This is a genomic window from Bradyrhizobium sp. SZCCHNS1050 (assembly GCF_032484785.1).
In the GTDB taxonomy this organism is placed as follows: Bacteria; Pseudomonadota; Alphaproteobacteria; order Rhizobiales; family Xanthobacteraceae; genus Bradyrhizobium.
Map to the genome: position 1 here is coordinate 3,755,396 of NZ_JAUETR010000001.1, position 17,735 is coordinate 3,773,130.

Sequence of the window (17,735 nt, forward strand, 5' to 3'; positions counted from 1 at the left end):
ATGCGCGACCGGCATTGCTGTGGGGCTGCTCCGAGCCAGTGCTCGAAGGCCCATGCTGCTCTGGGCCTGGAATGCTTCCGGGGGTGGCAGCCGGATGAGCAGTGTCGTTCTGTGCAATCGCCGGCGGCAGCGCGACCATGACCGCCAGCGTAAGCGCCGCAAATGGGGCGCTACGGCAGAATGAACGGATTCTCATGCCACGGCTCTTCTTGGCTGGGGTGGGGCGACAAGCGTCACAATCAATCCGACGAGTGCGACGACCGTGGCCGCCGCCAGCCACCACGCATGCAGAAAGCAGGCGGCGGTTATTGTGCCGAGCGCGCCGAGCAGCCCGAGGGACCAGAACACCCAGAAGAGCCACCCGCTTCGACCAAACCACAGGACGAAGGCGTCGAAGACGAGTGCCAGACTGGATCCGATGACGAGCAACGCGCCCGGGGCGCCAGTGACCCCGGTCAAAGGAGCTAGGTAGTCGTAGAGGCCGAGCAGCGTGCCGGCGGCGGCTGCCACGAGGATGATGATCGGGCCGAGCGGCCTCTGCTCAAATGAGGTCAAGTCAACGCTCCAAGATTCATGGCCGACGAGCGCGGGGCAGCGGCGGTGATTCAACGGACGAGAAAAGAATGTCTCGTCGAAGCAGGGGTTCCACGCGCCGCATCCGTACCCGTTCGGGGCCGAGAAGGGCCCCCATCCGGTTTGCCAACCCAATTCCTCGGCGCATGGCGGACTATCTCTGGCACTGTCGGTATAGCGGGGGGCGTGAGACAATCCGCAGCTCAATACCAAACGGGCCTCGATCGGCCGCGGAGGTCGCTACTTCTTCTCCTTCGAGCCCCGAGTCAGAAGCCACCAGTTCGCCGGGTGGGAAGTGAGGAACCCAGGAGCACGGAACTCCGGGCTGCTGACCTTCACGAGCCGTAGACCTCCAGTCGCGTGCCGAGCACGTGTCGGAGGCCGTGGAAATGGCAAGTGTGACGCCGTGCATTCCGACCGGCCAAGACGCGATCGAAATCGTATCGGCCTTGGCGGCCGCGATAAGCCCCTGGCCGAGCGACAGACCTCGCATCGGCGCAATCGTGAAATACCGGAAACGGCGTCCGAACCCGTAAGCGCGCAAAAAGTCGATGATCCAGACGGCGAGCATCTTCTCCGAGAATAGGCTTTTTCAGCCGAAGGCGGTTGCGACGAGGGACGTGGGGGCCAACGTCGCAGCCTTTGGCATGCTCGCAGTGATTGCCGCGCTCCCTCGCGTCGCGCTGAGTCGGACGGGCTTGATCCGAGTTGCCTAGCGATCCCGTCCCGCACCGTCCTCCGCGGAGCAACATGCGGGACGGACTCGCGGCGCCTACGGGCAGATCCAGGCCGGTCCGATCTGCATGCAGCCTGATCCCGCTGCGCAAGGCGCATCGGAGAGGCCGCCGGGCGGATCGCGCTGCGCTGACCCGCCAGAAGGACTGCCGCTCAATCAGACCGTGGCCGGGGAGGAACTCGCGCGTTGAAACCGTCAGTATCGCCCGCCGCTGCGCTCTTGTTGCTTGATCCAATCCGACAAGGTCCGGGGCGACGATCCTTGTCCGGGGCGCGATGGTTTCGCGGTGGCAGGCCTGTTGCTCCGGCTCGTCGTCTCCGTCGGCGCGCGCGGGCGCGTCGCGGCATGGGCGCCAGAGACGCCCCTCGGCGCCGTTGTGAGCTTCTCCGCTTCCTCCTTCTCCAGCCGCAGCTTGCGCAGCCGCTCCATCTTCTCGCGCTCAGGATCGACGGGCGGCGGTGGCAGCTCGCGCTGGCGGGCTTCCTCGGCGGAGATCAGCAGACCCATGATGGCGCTTTCGCCGAGGGCCTTGCAGGCTTCGAGGCGGTGCAGACCTTCGACCAGGACAAAATGGTCCTTGTCGCGGCGGACGAGGATCGGCTCGCGCTGGCCGACCTCCAAAATGCTTTCGGCCAGCGCGTCGACCGCGTCCTGCTTCAGCGCCTTGCGCTTCTTGTCGGGGATGTGGATCTTGTCGATGGGGAAGCTTTCCGGTGCGGACACAGTCGAAACTCCGTCGTGGGCGCGCCGTCCGGCGTCAGGGTCGGAGGGGGCACGATCCCCGGATCCGCACCGCAGGGCGGAGGGAGGCAGACCGGGCACGTGCGGCTACAATAGAGACATTCGCCATCTCGCCGCAAGGAGCGGTGATGGGGCGTGATGGCTCCTGTCAGACCGCAAGGTGGATCATGCCGCTGTGATGGGCGCCCAATCGGCCGCGCTCGAAAATCGCTCACGCGTCAATTCATGCTGCTATGCTGCATCGCTCATACAGGAGGACGCCGCTCATGACGATACGCACACTCGTTGCCGCGCTGGCCGGGATTGCTCTCGCGTTGCCCGCCGCTGCCCTCGCGCAGGAACCGCCGGTCGAGGAGCAACTCGTCAATGCGATGAACAAGGTGTTCGGCGTGCACGCCGGCTTTCGCGCCAATCACGCCAAGGGCGTCGTGGTCGAGGGCAAGTTCAAGCCGTCGACCGAGGCGGCAACCTTGAGCAAGGCGTCGCTGTTCAGCGGCGGCGAGATTCCGGTGACGGTGCGGTTCTCGGACTCCACCGGCGTGCCGAACCTGCCGGACGGCTCCGGCGACGCCAATCCGCACGGCATGGCGGTGAAGTTTCATCTCGCCGATGGCAGCGACATGGACCTCGTGATCAATTCGCTGAAATTCTTCCCCGTCTCGACCGGTGCGGAGTTGCGCGATCTGTTCCTGGCGATCGCGGACTCTGGACCGAACGCGGTCAAGCCGACCAGGCTCGAGCAGTTCATCGCCAGCCATCCCTCGGTGCCGGCGGCGCTCGGCACCATCGCGACGCCAGACAGTCTTGCCGACGAGGCCTATTTCGGCGTCAACGCCTTCGTCCTCGTCAACAAGGCCGGCGAGAAGCAGGCGGTGCGCTGGCAGATGCTGCCGGAGAAGGTCGTGCATATCGACCAGGAGGACGCGGCGAAACGCGCGCCGGACTTCCTGATGGCCGAGCTGCCGGCGCGGCTGAAGCAGGGGCCGGTGACGTTCCGCTTCAAGGCGCAGCTCGCCGCGGCCGGCGACGACACCAAGGATCCGGCCAAACCGTGGCCTGACGATCGCAAGCTGGTCGAGCTCGGCGTGCTGACGATCGACAAGGCGGTCGAAGACAGCGACGCCGCGCAGAAGAAGCGGCTGTTCCTGCCGGGCCAGCTCACCGACGGTATCGAGGCCTCCGACGATCCGATGATCGACATCCGCAACGGCGCCTATGCCATCTCGTTCTCCCGGCGCAATCCGTGATGATGGTGGCATGACACGCTATGTGCCGTGCGCACCGCGCGGTGCGGCGGATCACGCTGCGCTGATCCGCCCGACGGGCCTCAGTCTGTCGTCATGGCCGAGGCGAGCCCAGCCATGATGCGCGGGCGGCGCAGGCGGCGCTTGTGCTGATGACCGGACGATTTGGCGGCGAGCTCAAATCCGTATTTCCGGTCGCGATCGGCCGTGCCCTTGCTTCGTTCCATCCTCATCGCAATCCAGAACGAGCGGAAATGGGTGCATCTCTGCGGAGTGCAGGATCGGATCGACACCCTCTGCGGGGCCTTCGAGCCCGGCGAGTGAGCACGACACAACCGGCCGCAATTATGGATGCTTCGCGGCACGCGCCCCCGATGAGTTGCCGCAACGTTGACGGAGCCACGCCTCATTCGGTGCGATTACGGCGGCGTCCGCCGCTTTCTCTCCCGATCGATGACGTCGCACAGGCTGCGCGATAACGGCGAAACCAAGAGCAGGGGTTGTCGACACGCATGGACCGCCGAGCGTCGGCGCGTCGAAGACGATGGCGACCGTGCAGCCGATATGCCGCCCTGCTCGATGTGATGCAATCGAGACGTGTAGTAGATGTGAAGGACGACGATCGCGAGGTGCGCGCGATTAGGAAGCATGCCGTCGAGCGCGGGGCCGCGCGCTGCGCATCCAGTGAGTTCGGTGCGCACGTTCGTCTACGAATGAACTCATGAGCCGCGACGGCATCGCGCATCGCGCCATTTGTCGCAATCGTGTCGCGCGCTGCTTCTTTTTGCCAGAATCCTGCATCTTGCGTGCAACAGTCAAAGCCGAATCTCGATCGCGTCGGGGGCCCGATCTGCATTCCTTCCGAATGACATTTTTCAATTCAGTTCGCGACACAATCTCACCCTCCTGATGCGGCCGCCGTTTGTTGCGGCACGTGTTCAGGAGTTGTGAGTTCGATGCGTCGCGTATTTGGCGTATGCCTTTGCCTATCTACTTTCGCAGGAAGTACGACATCGGTCTGGGCGACTGATCTCGCCCTGCCTCCCCCGCTCCCGCCGCCTGACGTCTTCGCCTACAGGTGGAGTGGCTGCCATGCCGGCGCGAATGCCGGGATGGCCTGGTCACGCCAGCAGCAGACGTGGAGCCAGGTCGCCAATGCCGCCGCCGCGCCCGTTCAGCCCGTGCAGCAACCGGTCGGCAACGCGAACAACCCGCCTGTGGTTGCAAACCCTGCGCCGAACCCGCCGCCGCCGAACAACCCCGGCGGGAATAACGGCGGGTGGAAGCCGCCGCATAAGCCGCCGCAAAAGCCCCCGATCTGTGAGCGCGGCGACAAGGGCTGGTGGCAGCCCGGCAAGCCGTATGGCGACAAGGATCACGACTGGCCAAAGGTTGGATCGAAAGGCGGCGACAACAAGTCGTCCTGGCCGTCGGCGCCATCCAAGAACAAGGACAACAACTACAACGACGTCAAATATGGTGGCGGCTGGTTCGACAAGCATCACGACGACGACCATGACAAGTCGAGCGGCTGGTCGCAGCTGCATTCAAACGGCTACTCCGACAGATCGGCTTGGCTGCACCGTGATCGGCAGGACGATCACGACAAGCCGGCTTCCGGATGGGGTGGGAAGAAGGACGACGGATACGACAAGCCACTCGGTTTCGGCTGGTCGAAGCAGCCGCTGAAGAGCGAGCGTGACAGCTACGCCTGGCTGAAGCCGGATCAACGCGACGACGACAAGCATGGCGGCTATGGCTGGGGCGGCAAGCCGCGCGACAATGATGACGGCAAGGGCGGCTATGGCGACAAGCAGCCCGACAAGGATCATTGGCAGCAGCAGGGCGGCAACTACCATCATGGCGGATGGCCGTATCATCCGGACAAGCCCTGGCCGCCGAAGAATCCGCCGCCGAACAATGGCGGCGGCCAGCCGAACCCGCCGCCGCAGGGCAACAATGGCAACCCGCCGCCGCAGAACCAGCCGCCGGTGGCAGGCGGCGGCAACGTGGCGCCGCTGCCCGTCGCTGCCGTGCAGATTCCGACCGCCATCTCGAGCAATGGCAGCGACGTCATCGGCGGCCTGCAGCTCGGCTGCGATTATCAGATGGACCGCTTCGTCGTCGGCATCCAGGCCATGGCCGATATCGGCATCATCAACGCGTCGAGCCCGCTCGGGCCGGCGCTGACGATGAACACGCGGACGAGCAACCTCTACACCGCCACGGTGCGTGCCGGCTATCTCGTGACACCTGAGATCCTGGCCTACGTGCGCGGTGGTGCGGCGTGGACACGGACCAACGTTTCGGTCGTCAACACCGCCACCGGGCAGTCGGCGAGCGTGGCGTTCAACCGCAGCGGATGGACGGTCGGCGCCGGCGTCGAGTGGATGTTCGCCCGCAACTGGTCGGCCTTCGCGGAATATGATTACGCCGATTTCGGCACCGTGACCGGCACGCTGCCGGGCGCCGCCGCGATCACCGGAGGGCCGAACGTCGTCAGCCAGAAGACCCAGCTCCACACGGCGATGGTCGGTGTCAACTACCGCTTCGAGATGCTGTCGCGCGGCGGCCGCTGAGATCAGCAGCAGACGCATTGCATCCAACACGACGAGGCCGCCTGGCTCATCCAGGCGGCCTTTTCGGTTTTGGTCGGCCGGCGCTCAGCTCGCGCGGACCGAGCTCAGGAACTTGCCGACCTCGTCCCTCAGGCGGCCACTGTCACGCGACAGCAGCTTTGCGGCCGACAGCACCTCGGAGGACGCGGTCCCGGTGCTGCTTGCGCCGCGCTGCACATCCGTGATGTTCGAGGAGACCTGCTGCGTGCCCTGGGCCGCCTGCTGGACGTTGCGCGAGATCTCCTGCGTCGCCGCGCCCTGTTGCTCGACTGCGGCGGCGATGGTGGCCGAGATCTCCGACAGACGTTCGATGGTCTCGCTGATCTCGCGGATCGCGCCGACGGACTCCTGGGTGGCGGTCTGGATGCCCGCGATCTGCTGGCCGATGTCGCCGGTCGCCTTCGCGGTCTGCTCGGCAAGCGCCTTGACCTCGGTGGCGACCACGGCAAAGCCGCGTCCGGCGTCGCCCGCCCGTGCCGCCTCGATGGTGGCGTTGAGGGCGAGCAGGTTGGTCTGGCCGGCGATGCTGTTGATGAGCTCGACGACGTCGCCGATCCGCGCGGCCGCCTTCGACAGCTCGCCGACCCGCCCCGTGGTGGAGCGTGCCTGCGTGACGGCCTCGTTGGCCATGCGCGCGGACTGCTGCACCTGGCGGCTGATCTCGGTCACCGAGGAGGCCATCTCCTCGGTCGCGGACGCCACCGACTGCACGTTGGTGGACGCCTGCTCCGATGCCACGGCGACCGTCGTAGCCAGCGTCTGCGCCCGCTCCGCGGTGGCGCTCAACGAGCCGGCCGACGTCTCCAGCGTGCTCGAGGCAGCCGACACGGTTTCGACGATGCCGCCGACGGACGCCTCGAACTGATCCGCCATCTGGCTCATCGCGTGGCGACGCTGGGCGTCGGCGGCGGCCTGGTCCTCGGCGCGCTGCGCGATGCTCTGCTTCAGGTCGCCCTGCATGGCTTTCAGGGAGGTGGCGAGGGCTCCGACCTCGTCCGCCTGCTCGATGGTGAGGGTCTGGTTGAAGTCGCCTTTGGCGATGCCATCGGCAAACACGGCGCAATCCTGGATCGGACGGGCAATGCCCCGTGCCGCCACCCAGATGAGGAAGATCGCAAGCGCCGTGATCACCGTTCCGACCCCGAGCTGCCACAGCGTGTTGTTGGTCGAGCGGCCGCTGAGCGAGGCGTCGAGCTGCCGTGCGGAGGCGAGAACGACGTCGCGCGGGACGGAGATCACGACCGACCAGGGCGTGTCGGTGAGACCGAATGTGATCGGGGCGTAGATGTCGACGTTGGGATTGTTGGGCTCGTCGAGAACGGTGCCCTTGCCGGTGCGAACGATGGCGGCGCTGTCGGCCCAGCGCGAGTCGGCCTCGGCGGCGGATTTGCCGATGACGTTCTGGTCGGCGCTGTCGGCGACGACGAGGCCGGTGTCGTTGAGGATCACGACCTTGCCCTTGCCGTCGAACAGCGAGGTGTTGATCTTGACCGCCAGCTTCTGCACGAAGTCGAGATTGTAGTCGGCGCCGGCGAGACCGCGGAATTTGCCGTCAATCATGACGGGAACGGACATCGTGGCCAGGAACACCGGCTTGCCCTGGACGATGTAGGGCAGCGGTCCTAGGATGTTCTCCCTCCCGGTGGTGCTCGGGTTGATGTACCAGGCGCCCTTCACGAGGCCATTCTGATGGCGCTCGCTGCTGTCGTATTCGACCAGCGGCTGCACGGCGATTGCGCCGCCGGCGCTTCGCGTCCAATAGGGGAGGAAGCGGCCGGTGTGGTCGGAGCCCATTTCCTTGTTGGCCTTGAAGGCCGCATCGTTGCCGTCCAGCCCGTCGGGCTCCCAGGCCGAATAGGTGCCGTTGAAGGCGGGATTGAGCTCCAGCACGTGCCGCAGCACGGCGTTGAGCTGCGCGCGGCGGGCGCTCGTGGCGGTCCCGTTCTTGGCGTCAGCCAACACCGCAAAGGACTGCGCCAGCGTGCGCGCGGCGTCGAACCCGACCTCCAGCTCGGCCTTGATGACGTTGGCCTCGGTGGAGGCCCGGTTCATCAGGCTCTCCTTGGTCTGGCGATCGACGAGCTGCATCACCTCGTGGTTGACGTACTGGTTCATGCTCTGCGTCGAGAACAGACCATAGCCGATCAGGATGACGCAGGTGAGCGCCAGGCAGAAGCCGGCGATCAAGGCGATCTTGGTCTGGATGGAGCGTATTGCCGCAAAGGATAGGCGCATGTTTCCCTCTCATGGTTGCCTCGCGACACCGGCAATGACGTTCGTCGGTGCGAAGCGCATACGGGAACCATCCGGACTGAGGATTAATGCGCTTCAAGGCACCGGCTCCATTTCAGGGCACACGGACCAGTTCGGGCGAGGGAGTGTCGCAGTGTTGCGACACCCCCGTAGTCGTCCGGGGAAAGTGAGGCATCGGTCGCGGCCCCGGCGGCGAGCGAAGGATTGCAGCCTGGTCGGCGTTCCTTGACGCCGGTCAAACCGCGGTGCTGTAGTTGCGCTAGTCTAGCAATAAGCCGCGCCAACGCGGGCAGAGCCGGGAGGAGGGACATGGGGCGTTCGCCCGGGAATGCCCATTCGGATCGCGTCCTGGAGGCCTTGGCCAAGGGGGATGCGAAGGCTGACGCAGACAGCAGAGCCGACAGAGGCGCGCCGGCGGTCTCGGCGCTCGCGGCATCATGGCGCCGCTCCGGCCATCTCCATGCGCTCGATCCCGCCACGCCGAAGCTGCCGGCTCGCCTGACTGCCGCCGAAATCGCGGACGCGCGCGCGCGGCTCGGGCGGCTGCTCGCGATCGCGCAGGCGAGCCTCGACCGGCTGTTCCTGGCGGTTGGGGGCGTCGGCTGCTCGGTGCTGCTCGCCGATGCCGACGGCACCGTGCTCGAGCGCCGCGGCGCCCGCGGGGACGACGCCACCTTCGAATCCTGGGGCCTGTGGACCGGCGCGGTGTGGAGCGAGCGGCACGAGGGCACCAACGCCATCGGCACCTGCCTGGTCGAGAAGCGGCCGCTGACCATCGACCGCGATCAGCACTACCTGTCGCGCAACGCGCGCCTGTTCTGCACCACCGCGCCGATTTTCGACGAGCACGGTCAGCTCAAGGCCGCGCTCGACGTCTCCTCCTGTCGTGCCGATCTCACCGAAGGCTTCAGCCGGCTGATCGCGACCACCGTCGCGGATGCCGCGCGCCTGATCGAGGCGGAGAATTTCCGCCAGGCCTTTCCGCACGCCCGCATCGTGCTCACGCCGGACAGCGAGCGCGAGATCAACTCGCTGCTGGCAGTCGATCGCAACGACCTCGTCATCGGTGCCACACGGGCGGCGCGCCGTGCGCTCAACCTTTCTTCGTCCGCGCTGGCGCGCCCGGTGCCAGCCGGCGACCTGATCAAGGACGCAACCACCGAGGGCGACGACATCGACGCCGCCGAGCGTGCTGTTCTGAAGCGCGCGCTGGCGCGCGCCGGCGGCAACGTCTCGAAGGCGGCGAAGGAGCTCGACATGTCGCGCGCCACCCTGCACCGGAAGATGAAGCGGCTCGGGCTCGAGCGGTGAACGCGCCGCGGCTGTCGAATCGCAGCCAAGATGTCGCAGAACTGCGACACTTCCTCGGACGCGCTCGCTCCGGCCTCTGGTCTGTTGCGTCGGTTTGATCGAGCCTGTCTCCAACGCCGTGTGCATCGGCGTGAATGGGAGAGACAGATGACCAAGGTTGACGTCAATGCGGCGTTCAAGCCGCCGTTCGCTGCGCGTTACGACAATTTCATCGGCGGCGCCTGGAAGGCCCCCAACGCCGGCAAATACTTCGACAACATCTCGCCGATCACCGGCCAGCCGGTGTGCCAGATCGCGCGCTCCGATGCCTCCGACATCGAGGCCGCGCTCGACGCCGCGCATGCCGCCAAGGACGGCTGGGCCCGCGCCAGCGTCACCGAGCGCGCGATGGTCCTCAACCGGATCGCCGACCGCATGGAGGCCAATCTCGACAAGCTCGCGCTCGCCGAGACCTGGGACAATGGCAAGCCGATCCGCGAGACGACCGCCGCCGACATCCCGCTCGCCATCGATCACTTCCGCTATTTCGCCGGCGTGATCCGCGCGCAGGAAGGCTCGATCGCCGAGATCGACCACGATACCATCGCCTATCACTTCCACGAGCCGCTCGGCGTCGTCGGCCAGATCATTCCGTGGAATTTCCCGATCCTGATGGCGGCCTGGAAGCTCGCGCCCGCGCTCGCCGCCGGCAACTGCGTCGTGCTCAAGCCGGCCGAGCAGACCCCGGCCTCGATCCTCGTGCTGATGGAGATCGTCGGCGATCTGCTGCCGCCGGGCGTGCTCAACGTCGTCAACGGGTTCGGCCTCGAAGCAGGCAAGCCGCTGGCGTCGTCGAACCGCATCGCCAAGATCGCCTTCACCGGCGAGACCTCGACGGGGCGGCTGATCATGCAATATGCGTCCCAGAACCTGATCCCGGTCACGCTCGAACTCGGCGGCAAGTCGCCCAACATCTTCTTCAAGGACGTCTGCGCCGAGGACGACGACTTCCTCGACAAGGCGATCGAGGGCTTCGTGATGTTCGCGCTCAACCAGGGCGAGGTCTGCACCTGCCCGAGCCGTGCGCTGATCCACGAGTCGATCTACGAGCGCTTCATGGAGCGCGCGCTGAAGCGCGTCGGCGCGATCGTGCAGGGCAGCCCGCTCGATCCCGCCACCATGATCGGCGCGCAGGCCTCCTCGGAGCAGCTCACCAAGATCCTGTCCTACATCGACATCGGCAAGAACGAGGGTGCGCAGCTCCTGATCGGTGGCGAGCGCAACATGCTCGGCGGCGATCTCGCCGGCGGCTATTACGTCAAGCCGACGGTGTTCAAGGGACACAACAAGATGCGCGTGTTCCAGGAGGAGATCTTCGGGCCGGTCGTCTCGGTCACGACCTTCAAGACCGAGGACGAGGCGCTGGCGATCGCCAACGACACGCTCTACGGCCTGGGGGCCGGCGTGTGGAGCCGCGACGCCAACACATGCTACCGCTTCGGCCGCAACATCCAGGCGGGGCGCGTCTGGACCAACTGCTATCACGCCTATCCGGCGCATGCGGCGTTCGGCGGTTACAAGCAGTCCGGCGTCGGACGCGAGACCCACAAGGTGATGCTCGACCACTACCAGCAGACCAAGAACATGCTGGTCAGCTACAGCCCGAAGAAGCTCGGCTTCTTCTGAGGCAGGGGGCGCCGGGCCGGTCGGGCATGAGCGCCCCGACCGGCCCGTGCGCGTCTCACGAGGTTGCGTGGCGTCACGTACGCACCTCCTGGTCCTTGTGCCACACCTTCCGACAAGGCGACGGCCGATGCGATCCTCCGGCCAGCGGTCCAGACCCAACGCCGACCATCGAGCCGGCGCGTCCCGTCCCTGCCGCGGGCGGTCTCTGTAGTTTGGCGGACCTCCCGGTTAACGCGATGTTTGACAGTTAACGTCAGATTGAGGCCGGTGAGGCGGACAGCCTTTTTCCTGAGCCGACGAAAGCCGGTCGATGGGGGTCTCGGCGACACCCGGCCGCATGCCGGACGACGCCGGTTCCGCCAGCGCGTCGACCGGACCGTCCGTGAAGGCCGGGACATCCCGTCTGTCCGCCCCGCATCGTGATGACCGCAAGGAGGACCAGCCATGGCCCACGTTGTGAAGCCGACGGGAATCGAGCACATGCTCGGCGAAGAAGACCTGATCGTCTCGAAGACCGACCGCAAGGGACGCATCACCTACGCCAACGACGTCTTCGTTCGCATGGCCAGGTATAGCTATGACGAGCTCCTGGGAGCGCCTCACAGCCTGATCCGCCATCCCGAGATGCCGCGCTGCGTCTTCAAGCTGCTGTGGGACACGCTGGAGGCCAAGCGCGAGATCTTCGCCTATGTCGTCAACCTGGCCAAGGACGGCAGCCATTATTGGGTGCTCGCCCATGTGACGCCGACGCTGGACGACCAGGGCAATATCATCGGCTACCATTCCAACCGCCGCAGACCCGATCGTGCGCCGATCGAGCGGCTCAAGTCCATCTACAAGGCGCTGTGCGACGAAGAGGCGCGCCACGCCAATGCCAAGGACGGCCTGCGCGCAAGCTTTGACATGATGGTCGCGGTGATCAAACAACAAGGCGTTGAATATGATGAGTTCGTGCTCTCTCTCTAAGGCGCAGATCGCGATCGCGGCCGCTGCGCTGCTGGCGCTTGGCGCGCTGGCCTGGCTCGTCGTCGCCGGCGCGACCCCGCCCGCGGCAGGCGGAGCGCTGCTCATCGCGGTCGCGCTGCTGCTCGGCCTTGCCCTGTGGCAGCTGCGCTTGGCGGCCGCCGTGGTCGCGGAGGCGGCCATGGTGTGTCACAGCGCGGCCAAAGGCAACCTTGAGCCGCGGGTGCTGAGCCGGCGCCAGCACGGCGACATCGGTTTGTTGCAGAAATCGATCAACGACATGCTCGACATCACCGACGCCTTCGTGCGCGAAGCGTCGGCCTCGATGGACTATGCCAGCCGCGGCAAGCATTTCCGCAAGATCATGGCGCGAGGCCTGCCTGGCGCATTCCGCCGGTCCGCGGCGATCATCAACCAGGGCACCGACAGCCTCGGCCGCCGGGTGGTCGACATTGCGGGTCTGGCCCGGCAGTTCGGCACCCAACTCGATCAGATCGTCGTCAGCCTCGTCGGTGCGGCGGAGGATCTCGAGTCCGATGCCGGCCACGTCGCGACGGCCGCGACGGAAACCAGCCGCCAGACCGAGGATGTGATCGCCGCCTCGGGGCGCGCGTCGTCCAATGTTCAGACGGCGGCGGGCGCGGCCGATCAGCTCGCGTCCTCGATCGCCGAAATTGGCCGGCAGGTTTCACGCTCCACCGAAAGCGCCGGGCGTGCGGTCAGCGAGGCCAATCGTGCCGGCGGGGAGATCCGCGAACTGGCCGATGCCGCGGTCCGGATCGGCGACGTGGTCAAGCTGATCAGCGAGATCGCGGAACAGACCAATCTCCTGGCGCTCAACGCGTCGATCGAAGCGGCGCGGGCCGGCGACGCCGGGCGCGGTTTTTCCGTCGTTGCGGCCGAGGTCAAGAGTCTTGCCGATCAGACCGCCAAGGCGACCGAAGAGATCAGCGCCAAGGTCAACGAGATGCAGCACTCGACCTCCACGTCGGTCGCGTCGGTCGAGGCGATCGCGCGAACGATCGCCGAGATCGACGAGATCGCTTCCGCCATCTCGGCCGCGGTCGACCAGCAGGCGGCGGCGACGCGAGACATCGCGCACAACGTTCAGGAAGCCTCGTCCGGCACGGCACGGGTCGCGTCCAATGTCGGCGCGATCAGCAGCGCTGCCGCCGACACCGGCCGGATCGCGGCGCGGGTCAACAATGCCTCCGAGCGGGTCCATGGTGAGGTCGAGACGCTGCGTCGCGAGGTCGACCAGTTCATGAAGCGGCTGATGGCAACGGGATAGCTGCGGCGGTGTGCGGGCAGGTGTCTGCCGCGCGACCGTCGAGCGCCCGGCCGGCCTGGGCCCGATCAGCTCGCGGCGCGTGCCGGCTTCACCGGCCCGACATCCACCTGGATCTCATCGCCCTCGACCTGCAGCGGGTAGGCGTGCAACGCATTGCGGACGAGGTGGGTGACGCACTTGCCGTGGGTGGCGTCGAAGCCCCATTGATGATGCGGGCAGGTGATCGTCCGGCCGTCGAAGGTCGCTTCCGCCAGCGGCACGTCGGCATGCGGGCAGCGGCCGCGATAGGCCTTCAGCTCGCCGCCACGGGGCCAGAGCAGCAGCACGCTCTTCTTGCCGACCTGGTACAGGCCCATGCCGCCTTCGGTCATGGCGCTTGTCGGACAGACTGCGGTGAAAGCCATCGGATCGCCTGCTGATTGATGCGGTCAGGCAGGCCCACGCAAGTTCCGGACCAGCGGAAAGCGGGACAAACAGGGGAGTCTTGTCGCAAACGCGACAAGGCGCAGCGCAGGTTGAATTCCCCCGTCGAGAACGTTGTTTGCCACATCTGCCATCGACGTGCGAGTCTACGGCGATCGGTCGTTGAAGGCACGCCGACGAGACAGAATGTGGTTCCAAGCACAACGCCGCCCCAGAGAGGGCGGCGCTTCTCGATGCTTTCAATCAGATGCGGGTCGACGATCGAGCTCTATTCCTTCCGCTCCGAGGTCCAACCCTTGTACTCGCCGACATTGTCGCGCGTGATCAGCTTGGAGGGCAGCAGCTCGACCGTCGAGGCCGGTTTCTGGCCATTGAGCAGGCCGACGCCGATCTGCACGGCGCGGCGGGCCATGAAGAACGGATCCTGCGAGGCCGAGGCTTGGATCTGCTGCGAGGCCGGATCCTTCAGCGCCGCCTCGATGTCGGGGGCGCCGTCGACCGCAGTGATGATGATGCCGGTGCGCTGCTGCTGACGCGCAGCGAGATCGGTGCCGATCGCCTGCGGATCGTTGATGGCGAAGATGGCGTCGATCTTCGGGAAGCGGGTGAGATAGCCCTGCGTCACCGTGAGGCCGCCCTCACGCGAGCCCTTGCCGTCCTGGTCGCTGGAGAGAACCTTGATGCCGGGGGCCTTGGCGAACACGCTCTTGCAGCCGTTGACGCGGTCGATCACCGCCGACACCTGCGGCCCGTTCTCGATGATCACGTCACCCTTGCCGCCGAGTTTGTCGACGATGTACTGGCACGAGATCTCGCCGGCCTGCACGTTGTTGGTCGTCACGGTGGCATCGGCGCCCTCGGCCGCGGTGTCGACCGCAACGACGAGGATGCCGGCCGCCTGCGCCTTCTTGATCGCCGGGCCGATCGCCTTGGGATCTCCCGGGTTGAGCAGGATCATGTCGACGCCGGCGGCGATGAAATTGTCGATCTGGGTGACCTGCTTGCCGAGATCATATTCGAAGCCGACCGCGGTGATCTTGACGTTGGGATTGGTCTTCTTGGCCTCGAACTCGGCGCCCTTCGACAACGCGACGAAGAACGGGTTGCCGAGTGAACCCAGCGACACGCCGATCGATTTCAGCTCCTTGGCCGATGACGGCGCGGAGCTCATCACGAGCGCCAGCGCGGCACCGGCTGATAACATCGACTTGACCATGTGTTTCCTCCCTGGTCCTTCCTGTTCGTCTACGCACGGCGGACCAGTGGCCGTGGAAGAATGCGTTGTGGCGGGCCCCGGTGGCGCCCGCCATGTTGTCTCAGGTGCGGGCCGAGCCCTGCAGCCGGTAGCGGTCGAGCGCGACGGCGCCGATGATCACGAGGCCCTTGATGACGTATTGCCAGATGTCGGACACGCCGACCAAGATGAGCCCGTTCGACAACACCGCGATGATGAGCGCGCCGACCAGCGTGCCCCAGATCGAGCCGATGCCGCCGACGAACGACGTGCCGCCGAGAATGACGGCGGTGATCGCGTCGAGCTCGTAGGACTGGCCGAGCTGCAGACCGTTCGCCGCATAGAGCCGCGCCGCCTGCATGCCGCCGCCGAGGCCGGCGAGCAGGCCGGACATGCCGTAGACGAAGATCAGCACCGCCCAGACCTTGATGCCGGCGAGCCGCGCGGCGCTCTCATTGCCGCCGACGGCATAGATGTGCACGCCGAGCACGGTCCGGCGCAGGATCAGCCAGGAGCCCAGGATCACCAGCAGCGCGATCACCGACAGCCAGGGGATCGAGACGACGCCGGGAATGATCGTCAGCGAGGCGTTGCCGATGAAGGCGTAGGGAATCGATGGGTTGAACACGGTGGTGTCGCCACCCATCAGGCGGGCGAGACCGCGCACCGCCGTGAGCGACCCGAGTGTCACGATGAACGGCGGCAGCCGCAATAGCGCGATCAGCGCGCCATTGACGACGCCGAAGGCAAGGCCCGTCAGCACCGCGGCCGGCAGCCACAGTGCGCCGAGATCGGGCATCTTCGACAGTGTCAGGCCGGCCATGGCAGCCGCGGCGAGGATCGAGCCGACCGACAAATCGATGCCGCCGGTCAGGATGACGAAGGTCATGCCGGCGGCGAGCACGGTATTCACGGCGGCCTGCTGCAGCACGATGCCGAGATTCTGTCCGGAGAAGAAGCGTCCGTCGGACAGCATGTGGAAGCCGACGCAGAGGATCAGCAGCACCGGCAGCATGCCGGCGGCGCGGATCATCAGCCGTAGCCGCTGCTGCTTGTTGTCCGATGCGGACGGCAGGCCGGATGAAGGCGCGGTCTTGGCTTGCGACGAACTGTTGTCAGGCATCGACGTGCTCCGTCCCGGTGGCCAGCGCCATGATGTCTTCCTGGGTGATGGGGGATGTCGCGCTCTGCTGCAGCTCGCCGGCCAGATGCCCTTCGCGCATCACCAGCACGCGGTCGCAGATGCCGAGAATTTCCGGCAGGTCGGACGAGATCACCAGGATCGCGGTGCCGGACTTGGCGAGATTGTCGATGATCGAATAGATCTCGGACTTGGCGCCGACATCGACGCCGCGGGTCGGCTCGTCCAGGATCAGGACCTTCGGCGCGGTCGCAAGCAGGCGGGACAGCAGCACCTTCTGCTGATTGCCGCCCGACAGGCCGCCGACGGTGACGCCCGGATTGGGAGCGCGGATGCCGAGCGCGCTGAACGCCTCGTCGGCGCGTGCGCGCGCCTTGTCGCGGTCGAGAATGCCGCCGGGCTTCGCGTCCCGTCCGATCACGGCGAGGTTGATGTTGTCGGCGCAGGACATGTCGAGGAACAGCCCGAGCGCCTTCCTGTCCTCGGTCAGATAGGCGATGCCGGCATCGAGCGCATCGCGCGGCGTGTCGATGCTGACTTTCTCGCCGTCGAGCTCGATGTGTCCGGTCGTCTTCGGCGCGGCTCCGATGATGAGATGCGCGAGCTCGGTGCGTCCGGCGCCGATCAGCCCGGCGAGGCCGACCACCTCGCCGGCATGAACGGTCAGCGAGCAATTCTTGACGCGATGGCCGTCGCCGAGGTCGACAGCGCTGAGCACCGCGCGATCACGCTTGGCGTGCGGGTCGTGGTCCTTCTTGTAGAACGACGACACGTCGCGGCCGACCATCATGCGGACGATGCTGTCGGCGCGGATCTCCGGCTTGTCGAGCGAGCCGACCAGCCGGCCGTCGCGCAGCACGGTGACGCGGTCGCCGAGCGCATAGACCTCGTCCATGCGATGCGAGATGTAGATGATGGCGAGCCCTTCGGCGCGGAGCTGGCGGATCAGCGCGAACAGCTTCTCGCTCTCGCCGGCCGACAGCGAGGTGGTCGGCTCGTCCATGATCAGGATCTTGGATCGTGCATGCAGCGCGCGGGCAATCTCCACCAGCTGGCGCTGGCCCATCGACAACTCGGCCACCAAGGTGGAGGCCGTGAAATCGGCGCCGAGCCGATCCAGGATCGGTCCGACGCCCTCGCGCATCGCGCTGCGCGCGAGCAGGCCGCTCTGCGACAGCTCGCGGCCGAGATAGATGTTTTCGGCGACCGTCAGGTTCGGCGCCAGCGACAACTCCTGGTAGATGATCGAAATGCCGGCGTTGCGGCCGCCCATCGGCCCTTCGATGCGCACCGGCCGGCCCTCGATGCGGATCTCACCGCCGGGATCCGGGCGATAGGCGCCGGAGAGAATCTTCATCAGCGTGGATTTGCCGGCACCGTTCTCGCCCATCAGCGCATGGACTTCGCCGGCGTAGACGGTGAGGTCGACCTTGTGCAGGGCCTTGATGGTGAAGAATGACTTCGACACCCCGCGCATCTCGAGGATCGGACCGCTCATCGTGCCTCCCAATGCACGTCGTCTCGTCGTCCGCGGCTCGTTGA

15 protein-coding genes are annotated in these 17,735 nt (G+C 66.3%); 6 read left to right on the forward strand and 9 right to left on the reverse strand.

Annotated features, from left to right (window positions below; translation table 11 throughout):
- Positions 1-192: 192 nt before the first annotated feature.
- The 3 genes from QX094_RS16965 to QX094_RS16975 form a co-directional block, all read right to left on the reverse strand.
- Positions 193-555: a hypothetical protein gene (locus tag QX094_RS16965; RefSeq protein WP_315713930.1), complete on the reverse strand. Its 363-nt coding sequence runs from the start codon at positions 553-555 to the stop codon at positions 193-195.
- Positions 556-727: 172 nt separating this feature from the next.
- Entirely contained in the window at positions 728-1,144 is a 417-nt protein-coding gene (locus QX094_RS16970; RefSeq protein ID WP_316185855.1) for a DUF4396 domain-containing protein, read from the reverse strand.
- Between the two features lie 360 nt (positions 1,145-1,504).
- Positions 1,505-2,032 (reverse strand): ParB N-terminal domain-containing protein, encoded by a 528-nt coding sequence (locus tag QX094_RS16975; RefSeq protein ID WP_316185854.1) that lies wholly within the window; start codon positions 2,030-2,032, stop codon positions 1,505-1,507.
- Positions 2,033-2,316: 284 nt separating this feature from the next.
- Between QX094_RS16975 and QX094_RS16980 the strand changes: the two genes are divergently transcribed.
- On the forward strand, positions 2,317-3,297 hold the full coding sequence (locus tag QX094_RS16980; RefSeq protein ID WP_316185853.1) for a catalase family peroxidase: 981 nt from the start codon (positions 2,317-2,319) through the stop codon (positions 3,295-3,297).
- Positions 3,298-3,377: 80 nt separating this feature from the next.
- Here the strand turns inward: QX094_RS16980 and QX094_RS16985 are convergent, their stop codons facing one another.
- Positions 3,378-3,521: a hypothetical protein gene (locus tag QX094_RS16985; RefSeq protein ID WP_315713934.1), complete on the reverse strand. Its 144-nt coding sequence runs from the start codon at positions 3,519-3,521 to the stop codon at positions 3,378-3,380.
- A gap of 885 nt (positions 3,522-4,406) precedes the next feature.
- Between QX094_RS16985 and QX094_RS16990 the strand changes: the two genes are divergently transcribed.
- The gene (locus tag QX094_RS16990; RefSeq protein ID WP_316185852.1) at positions 4,407-5,873 is read left to right on the forward strand and encodes an outer membrane protein; all 1,467 of its coding nucleotides are present in this window, start codon (positions 4,407-4,409) and stop codon (positions 5,871-5,873) included.
- Positions 5,874-5,957: 84 nt separating this feature from the next.
- Here the strand turns inward: QX094_RS16990 and QX094_RS16995 are convergent, their stop codons facing one another.
- A complete protein-coding gene (locus QX094_RS16995; protein ID WP_315752629.1) occupies positions 5,958-8,147 on the reverse strand; it encodes a methyl-accepting chemotaxis protein in 2,190 nt (729 codons plus the stop codon).
- A 327-nt stretch (positions 8,148-8,474) separates the two neighbouring features.
- On the opposite strand from QX094_RS16995, the gene QX094_RS17000 reads away from it, so the two are divergent.
- The 4 genes from QX094_RS17000 to QX094_RS17015 all read left to right on the forward strand — a co-directional run bounded on the left by QX094_RS17000 (position 8,475) and on the right by QX094_RS17015 (position 13,395).
- The gene (locus tag QX094_RS17000; protein WP_315713937.1) at positions 8,475-9,476 is read left to right on the forward strand and encodes a helix-turn-helix domain-containing protein; all 1,002 of its coding nucleotides are present in this window, start codon (positions 8,475-8,477) and stop codon (positions 9,474-9,476) included.
- A gap of 147 nt (positions 9,477-9,623) precedes the next feature.
- Entirely contained in the window at positions 9,624-11,141 is a 1,518-nt protein-coding gene (adh, locus tag QX094_RS17005) for an aldehyde dehydrogenase (RefSeq protein ID WP_315713938.1), read from the forward strand.
- A 444-nt stretch (positions 11,142-11,585) separates the two neighbouring features.
- Positions 11,586-12,107, forward strand: coding sequence for a PAS domain-containing protein (locus QX094_RS17010; protein ID WP_315713939.1), 522 nt, complete (start codon positions 11,586-11,588; stop codon positions 12,105-12,107).
- Positions 12,085-13,395 carry a methyl-accepting chemotaxis protein gene (locus QX094_RS17015; RefSeq protein WP_315713940.1) on the forward strand — a complete coding sequence of 437 codons (1,311 nt, stop codon included), beginning with the start codon at positions 12,085-12,087 and terminating at the stop codon, positions 13,393-13,395. Before QX094_RS17010 ends, QX094_RS17015 begins: the two co-directional genes overlap by 23 nt.
- Positions 13,396-13,460: 65 nt before the next feature.
- On the opposite strand, the gene QX094_RS17020 is transcribed toward QX094_RS17015, so the two are convergent.
- From QX094_RS17020 to QX094_RS17035, 4 genes are all read right to left on the reverse strand, one after another.
- Entirely contained in the window at positions 13,461-13,799 is a 339-nt protein-coding gene (locus QX094_RS17020; RefSeq protein WP_315713941.1) for a Rieske 2Fe-2S domain-containing protein, read from the reverse strand.
- A 287-nt stretch (positions 13,800-14,086) separates the two neighbouring features.
- The gene (locus tag QX094_RS17025) at positions 14,087-15,034 is read right to left on the reverse strand and encodes an ABC transporter substrate-binding protein (protein ID WP_315713942.1); all 948 of its coding nucleotides are present in this window, start codon (positions 15,032-15,034) and stop codon (positions 14,087-14,089) included.
- A gap of 100 nt (positions 15,035-15,134) precedes the next feature.
- Positions 15,135-16,175, reverse strand: a complete 1,041-nt coding sequence (locus QX094_RS17030) for an ABC transporter permease subunit (protein ID WP_315713943.1) — start codon at positions 16,173-16,175, stop codon at positions 15,135-15,137.
- Positions 16,168-17,691, reverse strand: a complete 1,524-nt coding sequence (locus QX094_RS17035; protein WP_316165753.1) for a sugar ABC transporter ATP-binding protein — start codon at positions 17,689-17,691, stop codon at positions 16,168-16,170. Before QX094_RS17035 ends, QX094_RS17030 begins: the two co-directional genes overlap by 8 nt.
- Between the last annotated feature and the right edge of the window lie 44 nt (positions 17,692-17,735).